The organism is Pseudomonas sp. XP2, assembly GCF_053557975.1.
The window spans coordinates 320,559-344,573 of sequence record NZ_JBNRIK010000002.1 but is presented as its reverse complement, the minus strand read 5'-3'; the positions used below and the strand labels follow the sequence as shown (position 1 = coordinate 344,573).

The 24,015-nt window shown below is 62.7% G+C and carries 19 protein-coding genes; 5 read left to right on the top strand and 14 right to left on the bottom strand.

Annotation, left to right across the window (positions count from 1 at the left end; translation table 11 throughout):
- Nucleotides 1–16: 16 nt before the first annotated feature.
- The 7 genes from ACK1VC_RS04455 to ACK1VC_RS04425 form a co-directional block, all read right to left on the bottom strand.
- A complete protein-coding gene (locus ACK1VC_RS04455) occupies nucleotides 17–910 on the bottom strand; it encodes an ABC transporter permease subunit (protein WP_016489721.1) in 894 nt (297 codons plus the stop codon).
- The gene (locus tag ACK1VC_RS04450; protein WP_191087091.1) at nucleotides 907–1,827 is read right to left on the bottom strand and encodes an ABC transporter permease subunit; all 921 of its coding nucleotides are present in this window, start codon (nucleotides 1,825–1,827) and stop codon (nucleotides 907–909) included. The genes ACK1VC_RS04455 and ACK1VC_RS04450 overlap by 4 nt, the downstream gene beginning before the upstream one ends.
- Nucleotides 1,824–2,966, bottom strand: a complete 1,143-nt coding sequence (potA, locus tag ACK1VC_RS04445; protein WP_016489723.1) for a polyamine ABC transporter ATP-binding protein — start codon at nucleotides 2,964–2,966, stop codon at nucleotides 1,824–1,826. The genes ACK1VC_RS04450 and potA overlap by 4 nt, the downstream gene beginning before the upstream one ends.
- Nucleotides 2,967–3,025: 59 nt before the next feature.
- Complete coding sequence (locus ACK1VC_RS04440) at nucleotides 3,026–4,120, bottom strand: polyamine ABC transporter substrate-binding protein (protein ID WP_016489724.1); 1,095 nt, start codon at nucleotides 4,118–4,120, stop codon at nucleotides 3,026–3,028.
- Between the two features lie 158 nt (nucleotides 4,121–4,278).
- Nucleotides 4,279–5,376 (bottom strand): polyamine ABC transporter substrate-binding protein, encoded by a 1,098-nt coding sequence (locus ACK1VC_RS04435; RefSeq protein WP_016489725.1) that lies wholly within the window; start codon nucleotides 5,374–5,376, stop codon nucleotides 4,279–4,281.
- A 169-nt stretch (nucleotides 5,377–5,545) separates the two neighbouring features.
- Nucleotides 5,546–6,907, bottom strand: a complete 1,362-nt coding sequence (locus ACK1VC_RS04430) for an aspartate aminotransferase family protein (protein WP_102689452.1) — start codon at nucleotides 6,905–6,907, stop codon at nucleotides 5,546–5,548.
- Between the two features lie 48 nt (nucleotides 6,908–6,955).
- Nucleotides 6,956–8,314, bottom strand: a complete 1,359-nt coding sequence (locus tag ACK1VC_RS04425; RefSeq protein WP_016489727.1) for a glutamine synthetase family protein — start codon at nucleotides 8,312–8,314, stop codon at nucleotides 6,956–6,958.
- 574 nt (nucleotides 8,315–8,888) lie between these two features.
- Here ACK1VC_RS04425 and ACK1VC_RS04420 point away from each other — a divergent pair.
- Nucleotides 8,889–10,265: a glutamine synthetase family protein gene (locus ACK1VC_RS04420; protein WP_016489728.1), complete on the top strand. Its 1,377-nt coding sequence runs from the start codon at nucleotides 8,889–8,891 to the stop codon at nucleotides 10,263–10,265.
- A 136-nt stretch (nucleotides 10,266–10,401) separates the two neighbouring features.
- Here ACK1VC_RS04420 and argA read toward each other — a convergent pair whose 3' ends face one another.
- Together argA and argE are read right to left on the bottom strand one after the other, a co-directional pair.
- Nucleotides 10,402–11,700, bottom strand: a complete 1,299-nt coding sequence (argA, locus tag ACK1VC_RS04415) for an amino-acid N-acetyltransferase (RefSeq protein ID WP_016489729.1) — start codon at nucleotides 11,698–11,700, stop codon at nucleotides 10,402–10,404.
- A 124-nt stretch (nucleotides 11,701–11,824) separates the two neighbouring features.
- Nucleotides 11,825–12,967 (bottom strand): acetylornithine deacetylase, encoded by a 1,143-nt coding sequence (gene argE / locus ACK1VC_RS04410; protein ID WP_016489730.1) that lies wholly within the window; start codon nucleotides 12,965–12,967, stop codon nucleotides 11,825–11,827.
- A gap of 115 nt (nucleotides 12,968–13,082) precedes the next feature.
- On the opposite strand from argE, the gene ACK1VC_RS04405 reads away from it, so the two are divergent.
- Entirely contained in the window at nucleotides 13,083–14,450 is a 1,368-nt protein-coding gene (locus ACK1VC_RS04405; protein ID WP_070086382.1) for a CYTH domain-containing protein, read from the top strand.
- A gap of 43 nt (nucleotides 14,451–14,493) precedes the next feature.
- Here the strand turns inward: ACK1VC_RS04405 and ACK1VC_RS04400 are convergent, their stop codons facing one another.
- Nucleotides 14,494–14,964: an Lrp/AsnC family transcriptional regulator gene (locus tag ACK1VC_RS04400; RefSeq protein ID WP_191087092.1), complete on the bottom strand. Its 471-nt coding sequence runs from the start codon at nucleotides 14,962–14,964 to the stop codon at nucleotides 14,494–14,496.
- A gap of 126 nt (nucleotides 14,965–15,090) precedes the next feature.
- On the opposite strand from ACK1VC_RS04400, the gene ACK1VC_RS04395 reads away from it, so the two are divergent.
- From ACK1VC_RS04395 to ACK1VC_RS04385, 3 genes are all read left to right on the top strand, one after another.
- The gene (locus tag ACK1VC_RS04395) at nucleotides 15,091–15,396 is read left to right on the top strand and encodes a hypothetical protein (RefSeq protein WP_016489732.1); all 306 of its coding nucleotides are present in this window, start codon (nucleotides 15,091–15,093) and stop codon (nucleotides 15,394–15,396) included.
- A 121-nt stretch (nucleotides 15,397–15,517) separates the two neighbouring features.
- Nucleotides 15,518–17,191 carry a GspE/PulE family protein gene (locus tag ACK1VC_RS04390; RefSeq protein WP_191087093.1) on the top strand — a complete coding sequence of 558 codons (1,674 nt, stop codon included), beginning with the start codon at nucleotides 15,518–15,520 and terminating at the stop codon, nucleotides 17,189–17,191.
- An 88-nt stretch (nucleotides 17,192–17,279) separates the two neighbouring features.
- Nucleotides 17,280–17,594, top strand: coding sequence for a DUF2388 domain-containing protein (locus ACK1VC_RS04385; RefSeq protein WP_024718088.1), 315 nt, complete (start codon nucleotides 17,280–17,282; stop codon nucleotides 17,592–17,594).
- A gap of 110 nt (nucleotides 17,595–17,704) precedes the next feature.
- Here the strand turns inward: ACK1VC_RS04385 and gcvP are convergent, their stop codons facing one another.
- The 4 genes from gcvP to ACK1VC_RS04365 all read right to left on the bottom strand — a co-directional run bounded on the left by gcvP (nucleotide 17,705) and on the right by ACK1VC_RS04365 (nucleotide 23,971).
- Nucleotides 17,705–20,578, bottom strand: coding sequence for an aminomethyl-transferring glycine dehydrogenase (gene gcvP, locus ACK1VC_RS04380; protein WP_449117858.1), 2,874 nt, complete (start codon nucleotides 20,576–20,578; stop codon nucleotides 17,705–17,707).
- Nucleotides 20,579–20,707: 129 nt separating this feature from the next.
- Nucleotides 20,708–21,091 carry a glycine cleavage system protein GcvH gene (gene gcvH / locus ACK1VC_RS04375; protein ID WP_016489736.1) on the bottom strand — a complete coding sequence of 128 codons (384 nt, stop codon included), beginning with the start codon at nucleotides 21,089–21,091 and terminating at the stop codon, nucleotides 20,708–20,710.
- 51 nt (nucleotides 21,092–21,142) lie between these two features.
- Nucleotides 21,143–22,225 carry a glycine cleavage system aminomethyltransferase GcvT gene (gcvT, locus tag ACK1VC_RS04370; RefSeq protein ID WP_016489737.1) on the bottom strand — a complete coding sequence of 361 codons (1,083 nt, stop codon included), beginning with the start codon at nucleotides 22,223–22,225 and terminating at the stop codon, nucleotides 21,143–21,145.
- Nucleotides 22,226–22,348: 123 nt separating this feature from the next.
- A complete protein-coding gene (locus tag ACK1VC_RS04365; RefSeq protein WP_060516832.1) occupies nucleotides 22,349–23,971 on the bottom strand; it encodes an ABC transporter permease in 1,623 nt (540 codons plus the stop codon).
- Nucleotides 23,972–24,015: the final 44 nt, after the last annotated feature.

The following is a 24,015-nucleotide window of genomic DNA, read 5'->3' as shown; positions in this document are numbered from 1 at the left end:
CCGCGAAAGGGCCGGGTCAGGCCGACGCAGCCACCTGTGTCGGGCGCTTGACCTGCGGCTGCGAAGCGTTGGCCGCAGCGCCTTCCTCGATCGCCTGCTGAATCGCCTTGCGACGACGCTCTTCGCTGCGGCGGCTGAAGTACCAGACAAAGAAGGTCACCAGTGACACCGACAGCAGGATCAGGCTGGCCACGGCGTTGATCTCCGGCTTCACGCCCAGGCGCACTGCCGAGAACACCTCCATCGGCAAGGTGGTCGAGCCCGGGCCGGACACGAAGCTGGCCAGCACCAGGTCGTCCAGCGACAGCGCGAACGACATCATGCCGCCTGCTGCCAGCGATGGCGCGATCATCGGGATGGTGATCAGGAAGAACACCTTCCACGGCTTGGCACCCAGGTCCATCGCCGCTTCTTCGATCGACAGGTCCAGCTCACGCAGGCGCGCCGACACCACTACCGCCACATACGCTGCACAGAACGTGGTGTGGGCAATCCAGATGGTGACGATGCCGCGCTCCTGGGGCCAGCCGATCATCTGCGCCATGGCCACAAACAGCAGCAACAGCGACAGACCGGTGATCACTTCAGGCATTACCAGCGGCGCAGTGACCAGGCCACCGAACAGCGTGCGGCCCTTGAAGCGGGTGACCCGGGTCAGCACAAAGGCCGCCAAGGTACCCAGCGCCACCGCTGCCACCGCCGTGTAGCAGGCGATTTCCAGCGAGCGCATCACCGAACCCATCAGCTGGGTGTTGTCGAGCAGGCCGACGTACCACTTGATCGACCAGCCCCCCCACACCGTCACCAGCTTGGAGGCGTTGAACGAGTAGATCACCAGGATCAGCATCGGCAGGTAGATGAACAGCAAGCCAAGCACCAGCATCAGCTTGGAGAAACTGAAGCGTTTCATGCGCGGCCCTCCATTTCTTTGGCCTGGCTGCGGTTGAACAGCAGGATCGGCACGATCAGGATCGCCAGCATCACTACCGCCAGCGCAGAAGCTACCGGCCAGTCACGGTTGTTGAAGAACTCTTGCCACAGCACCTTGCCGATCATCAGGGTTTCCGGGCCGCCGAGCAGTTCTGGGATCACGAACTCGCCCACCACCGGGATGAACACCAGCATGCAGCCGGCGATGATGCCGTTCTTCGACAGCGGAACGGTAATCTTCCAGAAGCTGTTGAAAGTGCTCGAGCCCAGGTCGGATGCAGCCTCGAGCAGGCTCGGGTCATGCTTCACCAGGTTGGCGAACAGCGGCAGGATCATGAACGGCAGGTACGAATAGACCACGCCGATGTACACCGCCAGGTTGGTGTTGAGGATCTGCAGCGGCTGGTCGATCAACCCGGTCCACATCAGGAAGCCGTTGAGCAGGCCGTTGTTGCTCAGGATACCCATCCAGGCATAGACGCGGATCAGGATCGCGGTCCATGTCGGCATCATGATCAACAGCAGCAGGACGGTCTGGGTTTCCCTCTTGGCGTTGGCAATGGCGTAGGCCATCGGGAAGCCGATCAGCAGGCACAGCAGGGTGCTGAAGAAAGCCATCTTCAACGAGCCCAGGTAAGCCGAGAGGTACAGCTCATCCTCGGTCAACAAGCCATAGTTGGCCAGGTTGAGCACCAACTGGATCTTGTCTTCGACGTAGCTGTAGATCTCGGTATACGGCGGGATCGCCACGTCGGCTTCGGCGAAGCTGATCTTCAGCACGATGAAGAACGGCAGCATGAAGAACAGGAACAGCCAGATGAACGGCACGCCGATCACCACGTGCCGCCCCCGCGGGGTGAGGCGCTGGAAGGCTCGCTTGAGCTTGCGCAGTTTCATGACCGCAGTACCACGCCGCTGTCGTCTTCCCACCACACGTACACTTCATCGCCCCAGGTCGGGCGGGTACCCTGGCGCTCGGCGTTGGCGACGAACGACTGCACAACCTTGCCGCTCGGCAACTCCACGTAGAACACCGAGTGGCCACCCAGGTAGGCGATGTCATGCACCTTGCCGCGCGACCAGTTGTGCTCGAAATCCGGCTGCTTGGTGGTTACCAGCAGCTTTTCCGGGCGCAGGGCGTAGGTGATGTGCTTGTCTTCCACCGAGGTGGTGATGCCATGGCCCACGTAGATCTTGCGCTCAAGCTCCGGGCTGGCAATGATCGCGTAGCCTTCGGCATCATCGACCACATCACCTTCGAAGAGGTTGACGTTACCGATGAACTCGCACACCAGGCGGCTGGTCGGCGTTTCGTAAATGTCCACGGGCGAGCCGATCTGGGCAATCCAGCCCAGGTGCATGATGGCAATGCGCTGGGCCATGGTCATGGCCTCTTCCTGGTCGTGGGTCACCATCACGCAGGTCACGCCCACCCGCTCGATGATCTCCACCAGTTCCAGCTGCATCTGCGAACGCAGTTTCTTGTCCAGCGCCCCCATCGGCTCGTCGAGCAGCAGCAGCTTGGGGCGCTTGGCCAGCGAGCGGGCCAGGGCCACACGCTGACGCTGGCCACCGGATAACTGGTGCGGCTTGCGCTTGGCGTACTGGGTCATGTGCACCAGCTTGAGCATCTCCTCCACGCGGGCATCGATCTCGGCCTTGGGCATCTTGTCCTGCTGCAGGCCAAAGGCGATGTTCTGCGCCACGGTCATGTGCGGGAACAGCGCATAAGACTGGAACATCATGTTGATCGGCCGCTCGTAGGGCGGCATGTCGGTGATGTCGACGCCATCGAGGAAGATTCGCCCTTCGGTCGGGCGCTCGAAGCCGGCCAGCATGCGCAGCAAGGTCGATTTGCCAGAACCGGAGCCACCCAGCAGGGCAAAGATCTCGCCTTTGCGGATTTCCAGCGACACATCGTCTACGGCGATGGTTTCGTCGAATTTTTTCGTGACCCGGTCGATCTTGACCAGCACCTGCTTGGGTTGCTGGCCACCCTCGAGGGCTTTCTTATAGGCACCGGAGGCAACTGCCATGAGTGAAACTCCCAACAAGATTTGTGTGCCCGCCCCTGCTTTGCGGCGGGCCTGGATTGTTACTTGCCCGACTTGACCTTGGTCCAGCTGCGGGTCATCAAACGTTGCACCTTGGGTGGCAACTCACTGTTGACGAACATCTTGTCCAGCACTTCCTGCGGTGGGTATACCGCGGCGTCAGTCCTCACGGCCTGGTCCATCAGGTCGCCAGCCTTGGGGTTCGGGTTGGCGTAACCGACGTAATCACTGACCTGGGCGATAACCTCAGGTTTCAGCAAATAGTTGATGAAGGCGTGGGCCTCTTTGACGTTCTTGGCATCCTTGGGGATCGCCAGCACGTCGAACCAGAGGTTGCCGCCTTCCTTGGGAATGGCATAGGCCAGGTTCACACCCTTCTTCGCTTCTTCAGCGCGGGCCTTGGCCTGGAACACATCTCCGGAGAAGCCTGCCGCGACGCAGATGTCGCCGTTGGCCAGGTCGGTGATGTACTTGGACGAGTGGAAGTAGGTCACGTACGGGCGCACGGCCAGCAGCTTCTGCTCCGCTTTTGCATAATCCTTGGGGTCGGTGCTGTTGGGGTTGAGCCCCATGTAGTTGAGTACCGCCGGCAGCATTTCGTCCGCCGAGTCGAGGAAGGCCACGCCGCACTTGGAGAGCTTCTTCATGTTCTCGGGTTCGAACAGCACGGCCCAGGAGTCGATGGTGTCCACGCCCAGCGCGGCCTTCACCTTGTCGACGTTGTAACCGATGCCGTTGGTGCCCCACAGGTAAGGCACGGCGTACTGGTTGCCCGGGTCGTTCTTTTCCAGGCGCTTCATCAACCCAGGGTCCAGGTTGGAATAATTGGGCAGCAGGTTCTTGTCGAGCTTCTGGAACGCGCCCGCCTTGATCTGCTTGCCGAGGAAATGGTTGGACGGCACCACCACGTCATAGCCGGTATTACCGGCCAGCAGCTTGCCTTCCAGAGTTTCGTTGGAATCGAACACGTCCTGCACGGGCTTGATGCCCGTTGCTTTCTCGAAGTCCGCGAGTGTGGTCGGGCCGATATAGTCGGACCAGTTGTAGAAGTGCACCGTAGGCGCCGCTTGGACGCTGCATGCCAGCGTCAGGCCCGCACCAGCCATCAAGGCCTTGCGGTATACAGAAATAGACAAGTGGGTGCTCCTCACAATCAGTGCCTGGGTCGCGACAATGCTGCCGCACACGCAAAACCGGCGCGCAACTTACCTTCGCAGCTTCGATGCCGCAATCAACAATTGCCTTTCACTGGCTCTGGGCCGGTAAAGCCCGGCCCAGAGGTGTCGCATAGGGCTTATTTGCCCGATTTGATCTTGGTCCAGCTGCGGGTGATTACACGCTGCACAGAAGCGTCAGGCGCAGCGATCGCGTACAGCTGCTTCTTCACTTCGGCAGGCGGGTAGATGCTCGGGTCACCGCTGATGTCTTTGTTCACGAGCGCAGTGGCAGCCTGGTTGCCGTTCGGGAAGCGCACGGCGTTGGTGATCTCGGCCATGATTTCCGGCTGCATCAGGAAGTCCATGAACTGATAGGCGGCGTCTTTATGCTCGGCATCTTTGGGGATGGCGACCATGTCATAGAAGGTACCGGCGCCTTCTTTCGGAATGACGTAGTCCACTTTCACCTTGTCGCCAGCTTCGTGGGCGCGGGCCTTGGACTGCTCCAGGTCACCCGAGTAACCGACCGCCACGCAGATGTTGCCGTTGGCCATGTCGCCGATGTACTTGGACGAGTGGAAGTAGGTGATCGAAGGACGAATCTTGAGGAACAGGTCCTCGGCGGCCTTCAGGTCTTCTTTTTTGGTGCTGTTGCTCGGCAGGCCCAGGTAGTGCAGCGCGGCCGGGATCATTTCGGTCGGTGCATCGAGGAAGCTCACACCGCAGCTTTTGAGCTTGGCGATGTTCTCAGGCTTGAACACCACGTCCCACGAGTCGATCTTGTCCACGCCCAGCGCGGCCTTGACCTTCTCCGGGTTGTAGCCGATGCCGATCGAGCCCCACATGTACGGGAAGGCGTGCTTGTTGTCCTTGTCGCTGGCATCGCCAACGGCTTTGAGCAGGTCGGGGTCGAGGTTCTTCCAGTTCGGCAGCTTGGAACGGTCCAGCTCCTCGTAAACACCCGCCTTGATCTGCTTGGCCAGGAAGTTGTTGGACGGCACCACGATGTCGTAGCCCGACTTGCCTGCCAGCAGCTTGGCTTCGAGGGTTTCGTTGCTGTCGAAGACGTCGTACTTGACCTTGATACCGGTCTGCTTCTCGAACTTGGCGATGGTGTCCGGCGCGATGTAGTCCGACCAGTTGTAGACGTTCAACACCTTGTCTTCAGCCTGAACAGCGGAGGCCATGGCACCCATAAGGGCGGCGGCCAGCAACGTCTTGCCCATTTTCTTCATGCGTAATGCTCCAGAATTTTTGTTTAGCCTTCCGTTCAGCAGCCAGGACCCACGGTGCAGAGCGCGCGGCGACTGAAACAGTCGCTAGTCTGGCAAGTTACAAGGCCCTGTATCAAGGAAAGCAGGGCGTTGTAATGACTTAATGTCACATCGCTAGCCTAGCAGGTGCTCAGTTGATCGCCTGGAGCGTCAGGTCCAGGCATTTGCGCGCCTTTTCCACCAGCTCGTCGATCTCCGCATGGCTGATCACCAGCGGCGGCGCGATGATCATGGTGTCACCCACCGCGCGCATGATCAGGCCATTTTCGAAGCAGAAGTTACGGCAGATCATGCCCACACCCTTGCCCTCGTAACGGCTGCGGGTGGCCTTGTCCTTGACCAGCTCGATCGCGCCGAGCATGCCAAGGCCACGGACTTCACCCACCAGCGGGTGGTCCTGCAGCTCACGCAAACGCTTTTGCAAATACGGTGCCGCTTCAGTGCGCGCCTTCTCGACAATTTTCTCGTCGCGCAGGATGCGCAGGTTTTCCAGGCCCACCGCGGCCGCGACCGGATGACCCGAATAGGTGAAACCGTGGTTGAAGTCACCGCCTTCGCTGATGACCTTGGCCACTTTGTCACGCACGATCACACCGCCCATGGGGATGTAACCGGAGGTCAGGCCCTTGGCGATGGTCATAAGGTCGGGCTTGAGGTCGTAATAGTCAGAGCCGAACCATTCGCCGGTACGGCCGAAACCGCAGATGACTTCGTCGGCAACGAACAGGATGTCGTACTTGGCAAGAATCTCCTTCACCTTCGGCCAATAGGTTTCTGGCGGGATGATCACGCCGCCTGCGCCCTGGATAGGCTCGGCGATGAAGGCGGCGACGTTGTCTTCGCCCACTTCGAGGATTTTCTTCTCGAGCTGCTCGGCCGCCCAGACACCGAACGCATCCGGGGTCATGTCACCGCCTTCGCCGAACCAGTACGGCTGCGGGATGTGCACGATGCCCGGGATCGGCAGGCCGCCCTGCTCGTGCATGCCGCTCATGCCGCCCAGGCAAGCACCGGCGAAGGTGGAGCCGTGATAGCCGTTGATACGGCCGATGATGGTCTGCTTGTGCGGTTTGCCCTTCAGCGCCCAGTAGTGACGCACCATGCGCAGCACGGTGTCGTTGCCTTCTGAGCCGGAGCCGGTGAAGAACACATGGGTCATGCCTTCGGGCGCCACATCGGTGATCGCCTTGGCCAGTTCCAGCGCAGGCGGGTGAGCAGTCTGGAAGAACAGGTTGTAGTACGGCAGCTCGCGCATCTGCTTTTGTGCCGCCTGCACCAGCTCTTCACGGCCGTAACCGACCGCCACGCACCACAGGCCCGCCATGCCGTCGAGGATCTTGTGCCCCTCGCTGTCCCACAAATGCACGCCCTGGGCCTTGGTGATAATGCGCGGCCCCTTCTCCTTCAGCTGCTTGTAGTCACTGAAAGGTGCGAGATGGTGCTCCCCGCTCAGGGTTTGCCATTCACGGGTTTGCGGGTTGTTGACGCTCATGTGCTTCTCCGTTGTTCGACAGCCGCGCTCCAGCGGCCCCAGGGTTTATCAGACAGCGAACAGCAGGAACTCACGCTCCCAGGAACTGATGACGCGTTTGAAGTTCTCGTGCTCGGCGCGCTTGGTGGCGACGTAGCCGGTAATGAATTTCTTGCCCAGGTACTGCACCAACGCACGGCTGTTTTCCATGCGCTCCAGGGCATCTTCGATGGTCAGCGGCAGGCGCAGGTTGCGGCGTTCGTAGCCACGGCCCTGCACCGGCGCGCTGGCCTCGATGCCTTCGACCATGCCGATGTAGCCACACAGCAGGCTGGCGGCAATGGCCAGGTAAGGGTTGGCGTCAGCGCCCGGCAGGCGGTTCTCGACCCGGCGGCTTTGCGGGCCGGCATCCGGTACGCGCAGGCCGACGGTGCGGTTTTCTTCGCCCCACTCCACGTTCACCGGCGCCGACGTGTCGGGCAGGAAGCGGCGGAACGAGTTGACGTTGGGGGCGAACAGCGGCAGCGCCTCGGGGATGAACTTCTGCAAGCCACCGATGTGGTTGAGGAACAGCTCGCTCATGCTGCCGTCTTCATTGCTGAAGATGTTCTTGCCAGTGGCCAGGTCGACCACGCTCTGGTGCAGGTGCATGGCACTGCCCGGCTCGCCGGTCATGGGCTTGGCCATGAAGGTGGCGGCCACGTTGTGCTTGAGTGCAGCCTCGCGCATGGTGCGCTTGAACACCAGGATCTGGTCGGCCAGGTGCAGGGCGTTGCCGTGACGGAAGTTGATTTCCATCTGCGCCGTGCCGTCTTCGTGAATCAGCGTGTCCAGGTCCAGCTGCTGCAGTTCGCACCAGTCGTACACGTCTTCGAACAGCGGGTCGAATTCGTTGGCGGCTTCGATCGAGAACGACTGGCGGCCGGTTTCCGGGCGGCCCGAACGGCCTACCGGGGGCTGCAACGGGAAGTCCGGGTCTTCGCTGCGCTTGGTCAGGTAGAACTCCATCTCGGGCGCGACAATCGGCTGCCAGCCCTTGTCGGCGTAGAGCTTGAGGACTTTCTTCAACACGTTGCGCGGCGACAGTTCGACCGGGTTGCCCTTCTTGTCGTAGGTGTCGTGGATCACCTGCGCTGTCGGCTCGATGGCCCACGGCACCAGGAACACGGCGTTCTCGTCGGGGCGGCAGATCATGTCGATGTCGGCCGGGTCGAGCAGTTCGTAATAGATGTCGTCGTCGACGTAGTCGCCAGTCACGGTTTGCAGCAGCACGCTCTCGGGCAGGCGCATGCCTTTTTCAGCGATGAATTTGTTGGTGGGCGAAATCTTGCCGCGCGTGATGCCGGTCAGGTCACTGATCATGCATTCGACTTCGGTGATCTTGTGCTCTTTCAACCAATCGGTGAGCTGGTCGAGGTTGTTACTCATAAATACCTCAGGAGGTAAGGTGGGCCGCACGTTGATTCTGGATGGAGTAGATTGCTAAAGCAAAAACCCCCGCGCAGCGCCGCAGTGGATACACTGAAAACAAGTGTGTCCATAATGAGTTGGAAGGGCAGGAAGACGAAGTGAAAGGCGGCAAGCCGCTTCGAGGCCAGGACCGGAGACGCCAAACGTCAATTATTGCGGCCAGGGCGACCACGCCATTGACGAAGCTTGCAAAAACGACAGAGGTACCCGTTGGCACTGCGCAGGCAGTGCTTTCAGGTCGCGGCAAGCGGACCATGTGACCCTCGTATTATTGTGTTCTGGGTTGTGACCGAGCTTAGCCTTGTTCATTTTTTTACACAACACCCGCGTAAAAAATAAAAGACGGCACGCTTGAGATACCCCTTTGCAGGTGAAATAGCGGATAATGGCACGCCCCGATTTGCAGCAAATCTGCCGTAGATGTGCCATTTCAGGGCATCATGGGGTTGGCTTGACATCAGTATGGCTTTTCGATTGACTGGTCCTGCAAGCCCCCCTTGATTGATATTTTTAACAACAAAGGTGTTGCATCATGTCGGTACCCCCGCGTGCCGTTCAGCTTAACGAAGCGAACGCGTTCCTTAAGGAACATCCTGAGGTTCTCTACGTTGACCTTCTGATTGCAGATATGAATGGTGTGGTGCGCGGCAAGCGCATTGAGCGCACCAGCCTCCACAAGGTTTACGAGAAAGGCATCAACCTGCCGGCCTCCCTCTTCGCCCTGGACATCAACGGTTCCACCGTCGAAAGTACCGGGCTTGGCCTGGACATTGGCGATGCTGACCGCATCTGCTACCCGATCCCCGACACGCTCTGTAACGAGCCGTGGCAAAAGCGCCCCACTGCCCAACTGCTGATGACCATGCACGAGATCGAAGGCGAGCCGTTCTTCGCCGACCCTCGTGAAGTGCTGCGTCAGGTGGTGAGCAAGTTCGACGAGATGGGCCTCACCATTTGCGCTGCATTCGAACTGGAGTTCTACCTGATCGACCAGGAGAACGTGAACGGCCGCCCGCAGCCGCCGCGCTCGCCAATTTCGGGCAAACGCCCGCAGTCGACCCAGGTGTACCTGATCGACGACCTCGACGAATATGCCGACTGCCTGCAGGACATCCTCGAAGGCGCGAAAGAACAAGGCATCCCGGCCGACGCCATTGTCAAGGAAAGCGCCCCGGCGCAGTTCGAAGTCAACCTGCACCACGTCCCCGACCCGCTCAAGGCCTGTGACTACGCAGTACTGCTCAAGCGGTTGATCAAGAACATTGCGTACGACCATGAAATGGATACCACCTTCATGGCCAAGCCCTACCCGGGCCAGGCAGGCAACGGCCTGCATGTACACATTTCCGTGCTGGACAAAGATGGCCACAACATCTTCACCAGCGAGGATCCCGAGCAGAACGCCGCGCTACGTCACGCTGTCGGCGGTGTGCTCGAGACCCTGCCCGCGTCCATGGCGTTCCTTTGCCCGAACGTCAACTCGTACCGCCGCTTTGGCGCGCAGTTCTATGTTCCGAACGCGCCAAGCTGGGGCCTGGACAACCGCACCGTAGCGCTGCGGGTGCCAACAGGCTCGGCAGATGCCGTGCGCCTCGAGCACCGGGTCGCCGGCGCCGACGCCAACCCGTACCTGATGATGGCGGCCGTGCTGGCAGGCGTGCACCACGGCCTGACCAACAAGATCGAGCCGGGCAAGCCAATCGAAGGCAACTCGTACGAGCAGCTGGAGCAGAGCCTGCCGAACAACCTGCGCGATGCCTTGCGCGAGCTGGACGACAGCGAGATCCTCAACAAGTACATCGATCCGAAGTACATCGACATCTTCGTCGCGTGCAAGGAAAGCGAGCTGGAGGAGTTCGAGCACTCGATCTCCGACCTCGAGTACAACTGGTACCTGCATACCGTGTAAACAAAAACGCCGCCCCTCAAGGGCGGCGTTCTTGTTTGAGACCGGTGTCGCCCGCTTCCGCAGGTAAGCCACAAGCTTCAGCACTGGAGATTACCCTGTGGGAGCGGGCTTGTCCCGCGAAGAGGCCGGTACAGGCTTAAAGCGGTTTCTCGAAAATCTTCGAATTGCGCTGGTAGTTGTACAGCGAAGCCCGCGCCGATGGCAGCCGCTCCACACCGCTGGGTGCAAAACCGCGCTCACGGAACCAGTGCGCCGTACGCGTCGTCAGCACGAACAGGGTATTCAACCCCATCTGCCGCGCCCGGCTCTCGATGCGCTCCAGCAATTCATCTCCGCGCCCGCCGTGGCGGTATTCCGGGTTCACCGCCAGGCATGCCAGCTCTCCTGCTTCGGATTCGGCAATCGGGTACAACGCCGCACAGGCGATGATCATGCCCTCGCGCTCGACCACGCTGAACTGCTCGATCTCCCGCTCCAGCACTTCACGCGAGCGGCGCACCAGAATGCCCTGCTCTTCCAGCGGGCTGATCAGTTCCAGCAAGCCGCCCACATCCTCGATGGTTGCCTCGCGCACCACTTCGAACTGCTCCTGCGACACGAGCGTACCGCCACCACCCCGGGTGAACAGTTCGGTCAGCAGTGCGCCGTCCTCGGCATAACTGACAATGTGGCTGCGCGCCACGCCGCCCTTGCAGGCCTCGGCGGCGGCGTCCAGCAGTTCGCCCTGGTAGTCGCTGCCCAGACGCTGCAGGTGCGGGGCAACCTGCTGCGGGCGCAGTTCCCGCACCAGCTTGCCGTCGGCGTCCAGCAGGCCCGGCTCGGCGCCGAACAGCAGCAACTTGTCGGCCCCCAGTTCGATGGCGGCACGGGTGGCCACATCTTCACAGGCCAGGTTGAAGATTTCGCCGGTGGGCGAGTAGCCCAGCGGCGACAACAGCACGATGGAGCGCTCGTCGAGCAGGCGGCTGATGCCCTTGCGGTCGACCCGGCGCACTTCACCGGTGTGGTGGTAGTCCACCCCTTCGAGCACGCCGATCGGCCGTGCGGTAACCAGGTTGCCAGACGCCACCCGCAGGCGCGAGCCTTGCATCGGCGACGCGGCGATGTCCATCGACAGGCGTGCCTCGATGGCCAGGCGCAGGGCGCCAACGGCATCGATCACGCAGTCCAGGGTGGCGGCATCGGTGATACGCAGGCCATGGTGGTAGTGCGGGGTCAGCCCGCGCTCGGCCAATCGGCTTTCGATCTGCGGGCGCGAGCCATGCACCAGCACCAGGCGCACGCCAAGGCTGTGCAGCAACACCAGGTCGTGGACGATGTTGCCGAAATTAGGGTGTTCCACCCCATCGCCGGGGAGCATGACCACGAAGGTGCAGTCGCGATGGGCATTGATGTACGGGGAGGCATGACGCAGCCAGTTGACGTAGTCGGGCATGACAGGGCCTGTGGATAAGTGGACGGAGAACGGCGATACAAGGGGCGTTCAAGATCATCGTCGGAACAGGCTTGCGGTCACGCGCGGTCTCCTCTAGGCAGGAACGAATCAACTCGATTGACGTTTAGTGCAGGCAATAGTGCCGGATCAGGTCACGCAATAGACGCACGGTAGGCTCGATTCGTGACATTTCAAGGTATTCGCCGGGCTGGTGGGCACAGGCGATGTCGCCAGGGCCCAGCACGATGGTCTGGCAGCCCAGCTGCTGAAGATAAGGCGCTTCGGTGCCAAACGCCACCGCTTCGGCGCGATGGCCGGTCAGGCGTTCCGCCACTTGCACCAGCTCGGCATCGGCAGCCTGCTCGAACGGCGGCACCTCCGGGAACAGCGGTGCATAGTCGATGCGCACATCATGGCGCTCGGCCACGGGCACCAGCTTCTCGCGTATGGCTGCGCGCAGTTGCTCCACATCCATGCCCGGCAGCGGCCGCAGGTCGAATTCGAGCGCACACTGGCCACAGATGCGGTTGGGGTTGTCGCCGCCGTGGATGCAGCCGAAGTTCAGGGTCGGGGTCGGCACGGTGAACTGCGGGTTGCGGTAGGTTTGCTGCCATTGCTGGCGCAAGCCCATCAGCTCGGCCATCACCGCGTGCATGGCCTCCAGGGCGCTGCGGCCCAGGCTTGGGTCCGACGAATGGCCGCTGCGCCCGAGGATGTCGATGCGGTCCATTAGAATGCCCTTGTGCATGCGGATCGGCCGCAGCCCGGTAGGCTCGCCGATGACCGCAGCACGGCCCAGGGGCTGGCCGGCCTCAGCCAGGGCGCGGGCACCGGACATGGAGCTTTCTTCGTCGCAGGTGGCGAGGATCAGCAGTGGCTGCTTGAAGTCGTGCTCCAACAGCGGGATGACGGCTTCGATGACCAAGGCGAAAAAGCCCTTCATGTCACAGCTGCCCAGGCCGACCCAGCGGCCATCGACCTCGGTCAGCTTCAGCGGGTCGCTGGCCCACAGTTGTTCGTCATAGGGGACGGTATCGCTGTGCCCGGCCAGCACCAGGCCACCCGGGCCGCTGCCGCGGCTGGCCAGCAGGTTGAACTTGCCCGCAGTGACCTGCTGGATGTCGCATTTGAACCCCAGGTCGCCCAGCCACCCTGCCAGCAGGTCGATGACGTGGCGGTTGGACTGGTCCAGCGCAGGTTGGGTGCAACTGACCGAAGGCGCGGCGATCAAGGCGGCAAACTGGTCTTTCAGCGTCGGCAACGGCATGCACATACTCCTCGGAAGCGTTGCCCATCATAGGACTATCCGCTGTCTGGAATAAACCGTTGGTGGCTGACTGCTGTAGACTCTCCGCCAACCACGCCCCTCTTTCGAGTCTGTGATGCACAAAGAAACCGAACTGAAGCTCCGCGCCAGCCGCGAGACCCTTGCCGCCCTGCGCGAGCACCCTCTGCTGAAAAAGCGCAACAAGTCCGGCTGGCAGACCCGTGAACTGCTCAACCAGTACTTCGACACCCCCGAGCGTGAGCTGTCCGCCGCCCGTGTCGCCCTGCGCCTGCGCCGCGATGGCGATGCCGTCATCCAGACCCTCAAATGCCGCGGCACCAGCGTGGCCGGCCTGTCCGAGCGCAACGAGTACGAATGGAACCTGGACAAGGTCAAGCTCGACCTGAAGAAGCTGGACGCCACCTGCTGGCCCGAGCAACTGGCAGACCTGGACAAGAAAACCATCAAGCCGCTGTTCACCACCGACTTCAGCCGTGAATACGCCGAAATCGCCTGGGGCCGTGGCAAGAGCAAAGTGGTGATCGAAGCCGCGCTGGACCAGGGCTTCGTGATCGCCGGCAAGCGCAAGGAAGAGATCTGCGAGCTGGAGCTGGAACTGCGCGAAGGTGACCCGCAAGCACTGCTGGAGCTTGCCGCCGAGCTGGCCGCCAGCCTGCCGCTGATGCCCTGCGACATCAGCAAGGCCGAGCGTGGCTACCGCCTGCTGGAGCCGGACAGCTACGAGTTGGGCCTGCCGCACAGCGAGCTGGACGCCGAGATGGCCCTGGACGACGCTTACGCCGCATTGGCCTGGCAACTGCTGGGCAGCAGCCAGCGCCTGGCCGAGCAGTACCGCCACAACGGCCACTGGCGCCTGCTGCAGGACTGGGTCGAGTGCCTGAGCGAGCTGCGCGCCCTCACCGCCAGCCTTGGCCAGGCCGCGCCACGCGCGAGCACCCGTGAGCTGCGCAGCAGCCTCGACGCCCTGCTGGAAGACTGGCGCCCGCTGGTGCAGGCCGGCAACGATGACGAAGACATCCGCCGCGCTGCCCCCGAGCAGTTCGCCGAAGAACTGGAAGACGTGCGCTGGGGCCAGTTCTCGCTGGAAACCTCGCGCTGGCTGCTGGCCCGTTCCTGGACCGTGGAGCGCAAAGGCCGTGGCGAACGCCAGGGCAAGGCGCAGCTGGCCAGCTGGCTGGCACACCTGCTGGGCGAAGAAGGCCGCGCGTTGAAGCTGCCGCTGTACACCCAGCGCCCAGAAGACCTGGCCGAGCAGCTGCCACGTATCGAGCAACTGCTGGCCTGGCTACACCATGCTCGCCAGGTGCTGGAAGCGCCGCAGATGGACCGCCTGTATGGCGACCTGAAGAAGCTGCACGAGCTGGCCGAACTGCCAATCAGTGATGAAGTGCTGGACGCACGTATCGAACAGGCTCGGGCAGTGGATCAGAGTCGCGGCTGGAAGCACCTGATCAAGGCTTGATACCGCGTCGCCATTTCGCGGCGGTTCGGCGCCGCGAATGGCCTCACCGCGACAGCGGCAGGCTGGTGGTGGACTTGATCTCGGACAGCGCCACAATAGAGTTCACTTCCTGGATACCCGGCACGTTCGACAGTTTTTCGAAGAAGAACCGTTCGTAGGCCTCGATATCCGACGTGACGATGCGCAGTAGAAAGTCCACTGCCCCCATCAGCACATAACACTCCAGCACCTCCGGAAACTCGCGGATCGCCTCGGTAAACTCGGTGAAGTTGGAGCGCCCGTGAGCATTAAGCTTCACCTCGGCGAAAATTTGCGTGTTCAGGCCGACTTTCTTGCGGTCCAGCAAGGTCACCTGCCCGCGAATCACCCCCTCTTCCTTCAAGCGCTGTATGCGCCGCCAGCACGGCGATTGCGACAGCCCCACGCGCTCGGCGATCTGCGCGCTGGACAGCGAAGCGTCCTCTTGCAGCAATTCGAGAATGCGGCGGTCGTAGGCGTCCAGCTCACTATGCATTGTTCAATCTCCTGATTGGCATTATCTGAATTGATCAATTCATCAAATAGGCAAAATGATCAAATGATAGCGAAAAAATGCCGCGCCTGACGTGCAAGAATTTCTCCCACATTCGCGGAGACCAGCATGAACGCACAGCCCCGTACCGACGCCTGGGCCGCCAGCAACGCCCACAGCACCGTGCACTACCGCCTGCAAGCAGATGCCGAGCCCGACAGCCTGTGCCGCGTGCTCAACCTGTTTGCCCTGCAGTTCCTGACCCCGCACAGCGTGCACGTCAGCCAGCAGGATGACTGGCTGGACATCGAAGTCGGCATTGGCGGCCTGAGCTGGCACCGGGCCGAGGTGATTGCGCAGAAACTGCGTAACCTGGTGTGTGTGGGTGAAGTGAGCCTGACCAACATGCACCGGGTGGAGCTGGCGGTTGTATGAATATTTGCGGCGCTATCGCCGGCACAGAAATAGCAAATTCCTGAAACCCTTCACCTCCGATGCTCTTCCGCCGCCCGGCTAGCCTTGATCAGCACTTCCCCATCAGGCACGGACGCCAACCATGCACACCCCCGACAACCTGGAACTCGATCTGAAGCGCGTGCTTCAGGCCCTGCTCACCGATCAGTACCTACACGCCAACGACACCCTGCAAGTACTCGAACACGCCGCCGCACAGCCCGCCGGCCACCCGCTGGAACACATCGCCGCCTGCTGCCTGGAAGACCGCCGGCAACCAGGCCGGCTGCTGGACGTGGACTACCTCTGCCAATGGCTGGCCGGCAAGGTCGGTCAGCCCTACCTGCGTATCGACCCCATGCAACTCGACCTGCCGCAAGTCGCCGGCCTGGTATCCCCTGCTTTTGCCCAGCGCCACGGCATCCTCATCGTCGCCGACGACCCCTCCGGCATCACCGTCGCCAGCGCCCAGCCCTACCAGAACGACTGGCAGGCAGACCTGGCCCGCAGCCTGGGTCGGCCGATCCGCCGCGTGCTGGCCAGCCCCACACAAATCCGCCAGTCAGGGCAGTCGTTTCACCACTTGGCCCAGTCGGTAAAGGGCGCGCAGCACCAGCAATCGTCCAGCTTGGGCGACCTCGAACAGTGGCTGGAACTGGGCATGCGCCAGACCGAAGCCAGCGCAGACGACGCGCACATCGTGCATATCGTCGACTGGCTGCTGCAATACGCCATTGAGCAGCGCGCCAGCGATATCCACCTGGAGCCACGACGCGACCATGGCCAGTTGCGCTACCGCATCGATGGCCTGCTGCACACCGTGTATGCCTTCCCCGCCGGGGTCACCCTGGCGCTGGTCAGCCGCCTGAAACACCTTGGCCGCATGGACGTAGCAGAAAAGCGTCGGCCCCAGGACGGCCGCCTGCAAAGCCGGCTACCGGGTGGTGGTGAAGTGGAACTACGGCTGTCGACGCTGCCGACCCCGTTCGGCGAAAAGCTGGTACTGCGCGTGTTCGACCCACACCAACTGCACGAGGGCTTCGACCACCTCGGCCTGGAGGGGCCGCAGCTGGCTCAGTGGCAAAGCCTGCTGCGCCAGCGCCAGGGCATCATCCTGGTCACCGGCCCCACCGGTTCCGGCAAGACCAGCACGCTGTACACCAGCCTCACACTGCTGGCCACGCCGCAGGTAAACGTGTGCACCATCGAAGACCCGATCGAACGCCTGGAACCGGCCTTCAACCAGCTACAGGTGCAGCCCGCGCTGGACCTGGGTTTTGCCAGCGCCGTGCGAGCCATGCTGCGCCAGGACCCAGACATCATCATGATCGGCGAAATCCGCGACCGCGAAACGGCCCTGGTGGCGGTACAGGCGGCCCTGACCGGGCACCTGGTCCTGTCGACCCTGCATACCAACGACGCCTGCGCGGCAATCACGCGCCTGCAAGAGCTGGGTGTGGCCGACTACCTGATCAAGGCCACACTGGTCGGGGTCATGGCCCAGCGCCTGGTGCGTACGTTGTGCCCGGACTGTGGAGCGAATCCTTCAGACACCTGCCGGACCTGCCGAGGCACCGGTTTTCATGGGCGCACGGGGTTGTTCGAACTGCTGCAGCCCAGTGAGAGCCTGCGTGCTTTGATTGGCCCGAACACCGATCTGACCCATTTACGGCGTCAGGCGCTGGCCGATGGCCTGGTTGACCTGCGCCGTTGCGGCGAGGCCAAAGTGGCTAGCGGGCAGACCCGTACCGAGGAAGTACTGCGTGTCTGCAACTGACGAAAAGTCCTTTGTATTCAAGGAACTTGCCCTGGCAGAAAAGATCAAATCGCGCATCTTTAACCCTCACCCTTCGAGGTGTTTCAACATGCGTCTCAAAACCGCCATCGCTGCCGCTGCCTTGCTTTCGCTGCCCATTGGCTCGGCCATGGCCGATACCTTCTGGCGTAACGTGATGACTTCCGGTGCAACCACTGGATCGAGCTACCTGACCTCGCGGGATCACAAACTGGTAGTAGCCGCGCAGGATGACGCCAGCAGCTTCGTCGCCAGCGAAGGCGCAATCCGCGGGCCGTTCCTGGAAGCGGCCATGCGCCAGGCACGGGCAGAGCACCCAGGGATGCAAGCTTCCGACATGGAGCTGGCCAATGCCATCCTGGCCAAGAATGCAGTAGCCGAGTAACCGCGTCGCCTGCTTCGCGGGCCTGCCCGCTCCCACAGGGACCGCACAAGGCTGAATCTGGTGCAATTCCTGTGGGAGCGGGCAAGCCCGCGAAAAACCCAGCACTAATCTCAGCGGTAAGCCTCCACCGGCACACACGCGCAGAACAGGTTTCTGTCCCCATACACGTTGTCCACCCGGTTCACCGCCGGCCAGTACTTGTGCTGGCGCACGTGAGCACTGGGTGCCACCGCCTGCTCCAGGCTATACGGCCTGTCCCACACCCCCAGTACATCAGCCAGGGTATGCGGCGCATGCTTGAGGGGGTTGTTCTCCGCCGGCCAGTTGCCGTCCTGCACCTCGCCAATTTCTGCACGAATCGCCAGCATCGCCTCGACAAACCGGTCCAGCTCGGCTTTGGACTCACTTTCGGTCGGCTCCACCATCAGCGTGCCCGGCACCGGGAATGACATGGTCGGGGCGTGGAAACCATAGTCCATCAAACGCTTGGCCACGTCCTCCTCGCTGATGCCCGTCTGTGCTTTCAACGGCCGCAAGTCGAAGATGCACTCATGCGCCACCCGCTGGTTGCGCCCGCGGTAAAGCACCGGGAAGGCGCCGCCCAACTGGCTGGCCAGGTAGTTGGCCGACAGGATTGCCACCTCGCTGGCATCGGCCAGCTGCGGCCCCATCATGGCAATGTACATCCAGCTGATCGGCAGGATGCTCGCGCTGCCCCAGGGTGCGGCGCTGACCGCGCTGTTGTTCGGGTCCAGGCCGGGCACAGGTACCACCGGGTGGCTGGCAACGAACGGCGTGAGGTGCGCGCGGATGCCAATCGGCCCCATGCCCGGGCCACCACCGCCGTGAGGGATGCAGAAAGTCTTGTGCAGGTTCATGTGCGAAACATCGGCCCCCATGTCGGCCGGCCGCGCCAGGCCCACCTGGGCATTGAGGTTGGCGCCATCCATGTACACCTGGCCGCCGTGCTGATGGACCACTTCGCAGATTTCGCGGATGCCCTCTTCGTACACACCGTGGGTGGACGGATAGGTGACCATCAGGCACGACAAGCGCTCCCCGGCCGCGTGGGCTTTGGCCTTGAGATCGTTCAAGTCGACGTTGCCGTGGTCGTCGCAATCCACGATCACCACCTCCATGCCCGCCATTTGCGCCGACGCCGGGTTGGTGCCGTGGGCTGACGAGGGAATCAGGCACAGCGTGCGCTGGGGCTGGTGGCGGCTGCGATGGTAGCGGGTGATGGCCATCAGGCCTGCGTACTCGCCCTGGGCACCGGAGTTGGGCTGCATGCAGATGGCGTCGAAGCCGGTGATTGCGCACAGCCAGCTTTCCAGTTCGTCGATCATCGCCTTGTAACCCGTGGCCTGGGCCGCCGGCGCAAAGGGGTGCATCTGGGCAAAGCCGGGCCAGGTGATGGGGATCATTTCACTGGTGGCGTTGAGTTTCATGGTGCACGAGCCCAGCGGGATCATCGACTGGTTCAGGGCCAGGTCCTTGTTCTCCAGCTGCTTGAGGTAGCGCAGCATCTCGGTTTCGCTGTGGTGCAGGTTGAACACCGGGTGAGCGAGAAACGGCGTGCGCCGCACCAGCCCGGCCGGGATGCCTTGGGGCAGGGCCAGCTGGTCGAGGGCTGCGATCTCCAGGCCGTGGTCCACACCCAGGAAGATATCGAACAGGCGCAGCACCGTGTGCTCGTCACAGGTTTCGTCCAGGCTCACGCCCAGGTGCCCGCGCCCAAGAATGCGCAAGTTGATGTGCGCGGCTTCGGCGCTTTCGATGATGGCCGCCTGGGTGCCGCCGACATCCAGGGTAAGGGTGTCGAAGAAATGCCGGTTGAGCCGCTGGATGCCTTTGGCTTCAAGGCCAGCAGCCAGGATGACGGTCAGCCGGTGCACACGCTGGGCGATGCGCTGCAGGCCTTCAGGGCCGTGATACACCGCGTAGAAGCCGGCAATGTTGGCCAATAGCGCCTGGGCCGTGCAGATGTTGGAGTTGGCCTTCTCGCGGCGGATATGCTGCTCGCGGGTTTGCAGGGCCATGCGCAGCGCAGTGTTGCCACGGGCATCGCGCGACACGCCAATGATGCGCCCCGGCATGGCACGCTTGTAGTCGTCGCGGCAGGCGAAATAGGCCGCGTGGGGGCCGCCGTAGCCCATCGGCACACCAAAGCGCTGGGTCGAACCCAGTACCACATCGGCCCCCAGCTCGCCGGGGGGCGTCAGCACCACCAGGCTGAGCAGGTCGGCAGCCACGCAGGCCAGTGCCTGCTGGCTGTGCAACTGGTCGATCAGCGGGCGCAGGTCACGCACCTCGCCGTGGGTGTCGGGATACTGCAGCAAAGCGCCAAATACCGCGTGATTGCCAAGGTTATCCACAGCGTCGACGATCAATTCGAAGCCAAAGCCCTCGGCGCGGGTCTTGAGTACCGACAGCGTCTGCGGGTGGCAGTGCTCGTCAGCAAAGAAGGCATTGCTCTTGTTGCGCGCCATCCGCTTGGCCAGGGCCATGGCCTCGGCGGCGGCGGTGGCTTCATCGAGCAGCGAGGCATTGGCCAGCGCCAGCCCGGTGAGGTCGATGACCATTTGCTGGAAGTTCAGCAGCGCCTCCAGGCGGCCTTGGGCGATTTCGGGTTGATACGGCGTATAGGCGGTGTACCAGCCGGGGTTTTCCAGCACATTGCGCAGGATGACCGTGGGGGTGATGGTGCCGTGGTAGCCCATGCCGATCAGGCTGGTCCAGACCTGGTTCTGTGCGGCGTAGCCGGCGAGTTTGGCCAGCGCGGCCTGCTCATCCAGCGCCGCTGGCAGGTCAAGTGGGCGATTGAGGCGGATGCCTGGCGGTACGGTCTGCTCGATCAGCTCGCTGCGGCTGGCGACACCCAGCACGTTGAGCATGGCCTGCTGTTCTGCGCCATCGGGGCCCAGGTGGCGATGCAGGAAAGGGTTGAGCTCTTGCAGTTGATGCAGGGATGGCGACTGGGACATGACGACGCTCTCTTCCTAGACCAGGTCTCATGGAGACTTACAAGTCTAGGAAGGGATTGCCGATTCTGCGGGGAAACTTGCTTTGGCCTGGCGAAAGCCGGGGGCGCGTTGCGCCCCGAGATCTATCAGTTACTCGCCGATGGCAGCTGCATAGCCGGCAGCATCCAGCAGCTTTTCCAGCTCGGCCGGGTTGCTTGGCTTCAGTTTGAAGATCCACGCTGTGTAGGGTTCTTCGTTGAGCTGCTCCGGGCTATCGGCCAGTTCTTCGTTGACTGCGATCACTTCGCCGCCGATCGGGGCGTAAATGTCCGAAGCGGCCTTGACCGACTCGACCACACCGGCAGCGTCGCCAGCGGCGAATACCTTGCCGACTTCGGCCAGCTCGACGAATACCACGTCACCCAGGGCTTGCTGGGCGTGGTCACTGATACCCACGGTCACGCTGCCGTCGGCTTCCAGGCGCGCCCACTCGTGGCTTTCGGCAAAACGCAGGTCGGCGGGGATATTGCTCATGTCTTGAATTCCTCGATTGGCTCAGCGGTACGCCCGCCGGTTGATAAATGTTCAGATCAGGATCTTGCCGTGGCGCACGAAGGTCGGTTTGACCACTCGCACCGGGTACCATTTGCCGCGGATTTCCACCTCGGCGCGGTCACCGGTGGCCATGGGTACGCGCGCAAGGGCAATGGACTTGCTCAGCGTAGGAGAGAAACTACCACTGGTGATCTCCCCTTCGCCAATCCCGGCCACACGCACCACCTGGTGGGCACGCAGCACGCCGCGCTCTTCCAGCACCAGGCCGACCAGCTTTTCCTGCACACCCTGTTCGATTTCCGTCAGCAGGCCGGCGCGGCCGATGAAGTCACGCTCGGCTGGCTCCCAGGCGATGCTCCAGCCCAGGTTGGAGGTCAGCGGGGTATGGGCTTCGTCGATGTCCTGGCCGTACAGGTTCATGCCGGCTTCCAGGCGCAGAGTATCGCGGGCACCCAGGCCACTGGGGGCGATGCCGGCGCCGACTAAATCATTGAAGAATGCCACCGCCTGATCGCCCGGGAAGATGATCTCCAGGCCGTCCTCACCGGTATACCCGGTGCGGGCAATGAACCAGTCACCGTCGGCGACACCTTCGAACGGTCGCAGATCGCGAATCAGCGCCGCACGCGCCTGGCTGAGCAGTGCTGCGACCTTTTCGCGGGCACGTGGGCCCTGGATGGCGAGAATGGCCAGGTCGGGGCGGACCTGGAATTTCACAGTAAAACCGGCCCGCTGGCGTTCTAGCCAATCGAGCACTCTCGCCCGGGTAGCGGCGTTGGTGACCAGGCGGTAGCCGGTTTCCGTGCGGTAGACGATCAAGTCGTCGATCACCCCGCCCTGCTCCTGGAGCAGCGGGCTGTACAGCGCCTTGCCGGTAGCCTTGAGGCGGGCCACGTCGTTGGCCAGCAAACGTTGCAGCCAGGCAGTTGCGTCGCTGCCATCGACATCGATCACGGTCATGTGGGAAACATCGAAAACCCCGCAATCGCTGCGCACCTGGTGGTGCTCCTCGACCTGCGAGCCATAGTGCAGGGGCATGTCCCAGCCACCGAAATCGACCGTTTTGGCGCCAAGCGCCAGGTGCAGGTCATACAAAAGCGTGCGCTGTCCCATGGGTTTCTCCTTCCGGGCGTGGCGAAGCGGCGGCGGTCGATGACGTTTGATCGTCAGCTCTTCTTGTAGGACCCACCGCGCGAATGCCGCGCATTGTAGCCGCAAGGACGCAGGCTGACACCCTCAGCGACTGTGACCGGGCCGATGTGCCGAACGGCGGATCAGGCCGATGACCGGCAGCAGGCCCACCAGTACCAGCGTCAATGCGGGCAGCGAGGCACGCGCCCATTCGCCCTCGCTGGTCATCTCGAACACCCGTACCGCCAAGGTGTCCCAGCCGAACGGTCGCATCAGCAAGGTGGCCGGCATCTCCTTGAGCACATCGACGAACACCAGCAGGGCGGCGCTGAGGGCACCGGGCACCAGCAGCGGCAGATACACCTTGAAAAACAATCTGGGCCCACCCACGCCCAGGCTACGGGAGGCCTCGGGCAGTGACGGGCGGATACGCTCCAGGCTGCTTTCCAGCGGCCCGTAGGCCACGGCGATGAAACGCACCAGGTAGGCCAGCAGCAGGGCGGCCAGGCTGCCCAGCAACAGCGGCTTGCCTGCCCCGCCCAGCCAGCTGGACAGCGGAATCACCAAGTGGTTGTCGAGGTAACTGAACGCCAGCATGATCGACACTGCCAGCACCGAGCCGGGCAAGGCATAGCCCAGATTGGCCAGGCCGACCCCGGCGCGGATACCCCCCGTCGGCGCCTGCCGCCGGGCAAAGGCCAGCACCAGCGCCACGCTCACCGTGACCAGTGCCGCCATGCTGCCCAGGTACAGGGTGTGCAACACCAGGCCGACATAGCGCTCGTCCAGGTCATGCCGGCCGCGTTGCCAGAACCACGCCAGCAGCTGCAGCAGCGGGATGACGAAGGCGCAGGCAAACACCAGCAGGCACCAGCCGCTGGCCAGCAGCGCCTTGACCCCGCGCAGGTGGTACAGCGCCTGCGCCCGCGGCCGCTCGTTGCCGCTGCGGCTGGCCCCACGGGCACGGCGCTCGCCGTACAGCACCAGCATCACTGCCAGCAACAACAGGCTGGCCAGCTGGGCGGCGCTGGACAGGCTGAAGAAGCCGTACCAGGTCTTGTAGATGGCGGTGGTGAAGGTGTCGAAATTGAACACGGCCACCGCGCCGAAGTCGGCCAGGGTTTCCATCAAGGCCAGGGCAATGCCGGCACCGATGGCCGGCCGTGCCATCGGCAAGGCCACACGCCAGAAAGCCTGCAGGGGCGATAGCCCGAGTACGCGCGCCGCTTCCATCAGGCCTTTGCCCTGGGCCAGGAAGGCCGTGCGCGCCAGCAGATAGACATAGGGGTAGAACACCAGCACCAGCACGATGATCACCCCGCCGGTGGAGCGCACCCGCGGCAGGCGCATCGGCCCGAACACCTCACGCAGGGCGCTTTGCACCGGGCCGGCGAAGTCCAGCAGGCCGACGAAGACGAACGCCAGCACATAGGCCGGGATGGCGAACGGCAGCATCAGCGCCCAGTCCAGCCAGCGCCGGCCGGGGAACTCGCAGAGGCTGGTGAGCCAGGCGAGGCTGACGCCCAGTACAGTGACGCCGATACCCACGCCCACCACCAGCGTCAGGGTATTGCCCAACAGGCGGTTCATCTGGGTGTCGAGCAGGTGCGACCAGATCTGCATATCGATCGACTGCCAGGACAACAGCAGGACGCTCAAGGGCAGCAGCACGAGGGCGGCGATCAGGGAGACCGGGAGGTACCAGCGGCGTTGGGGGGTGTGGGGCAAGGCTTGATTCTCGGTTGCGATGGCGACCGCTGCGCGGTCGTTCG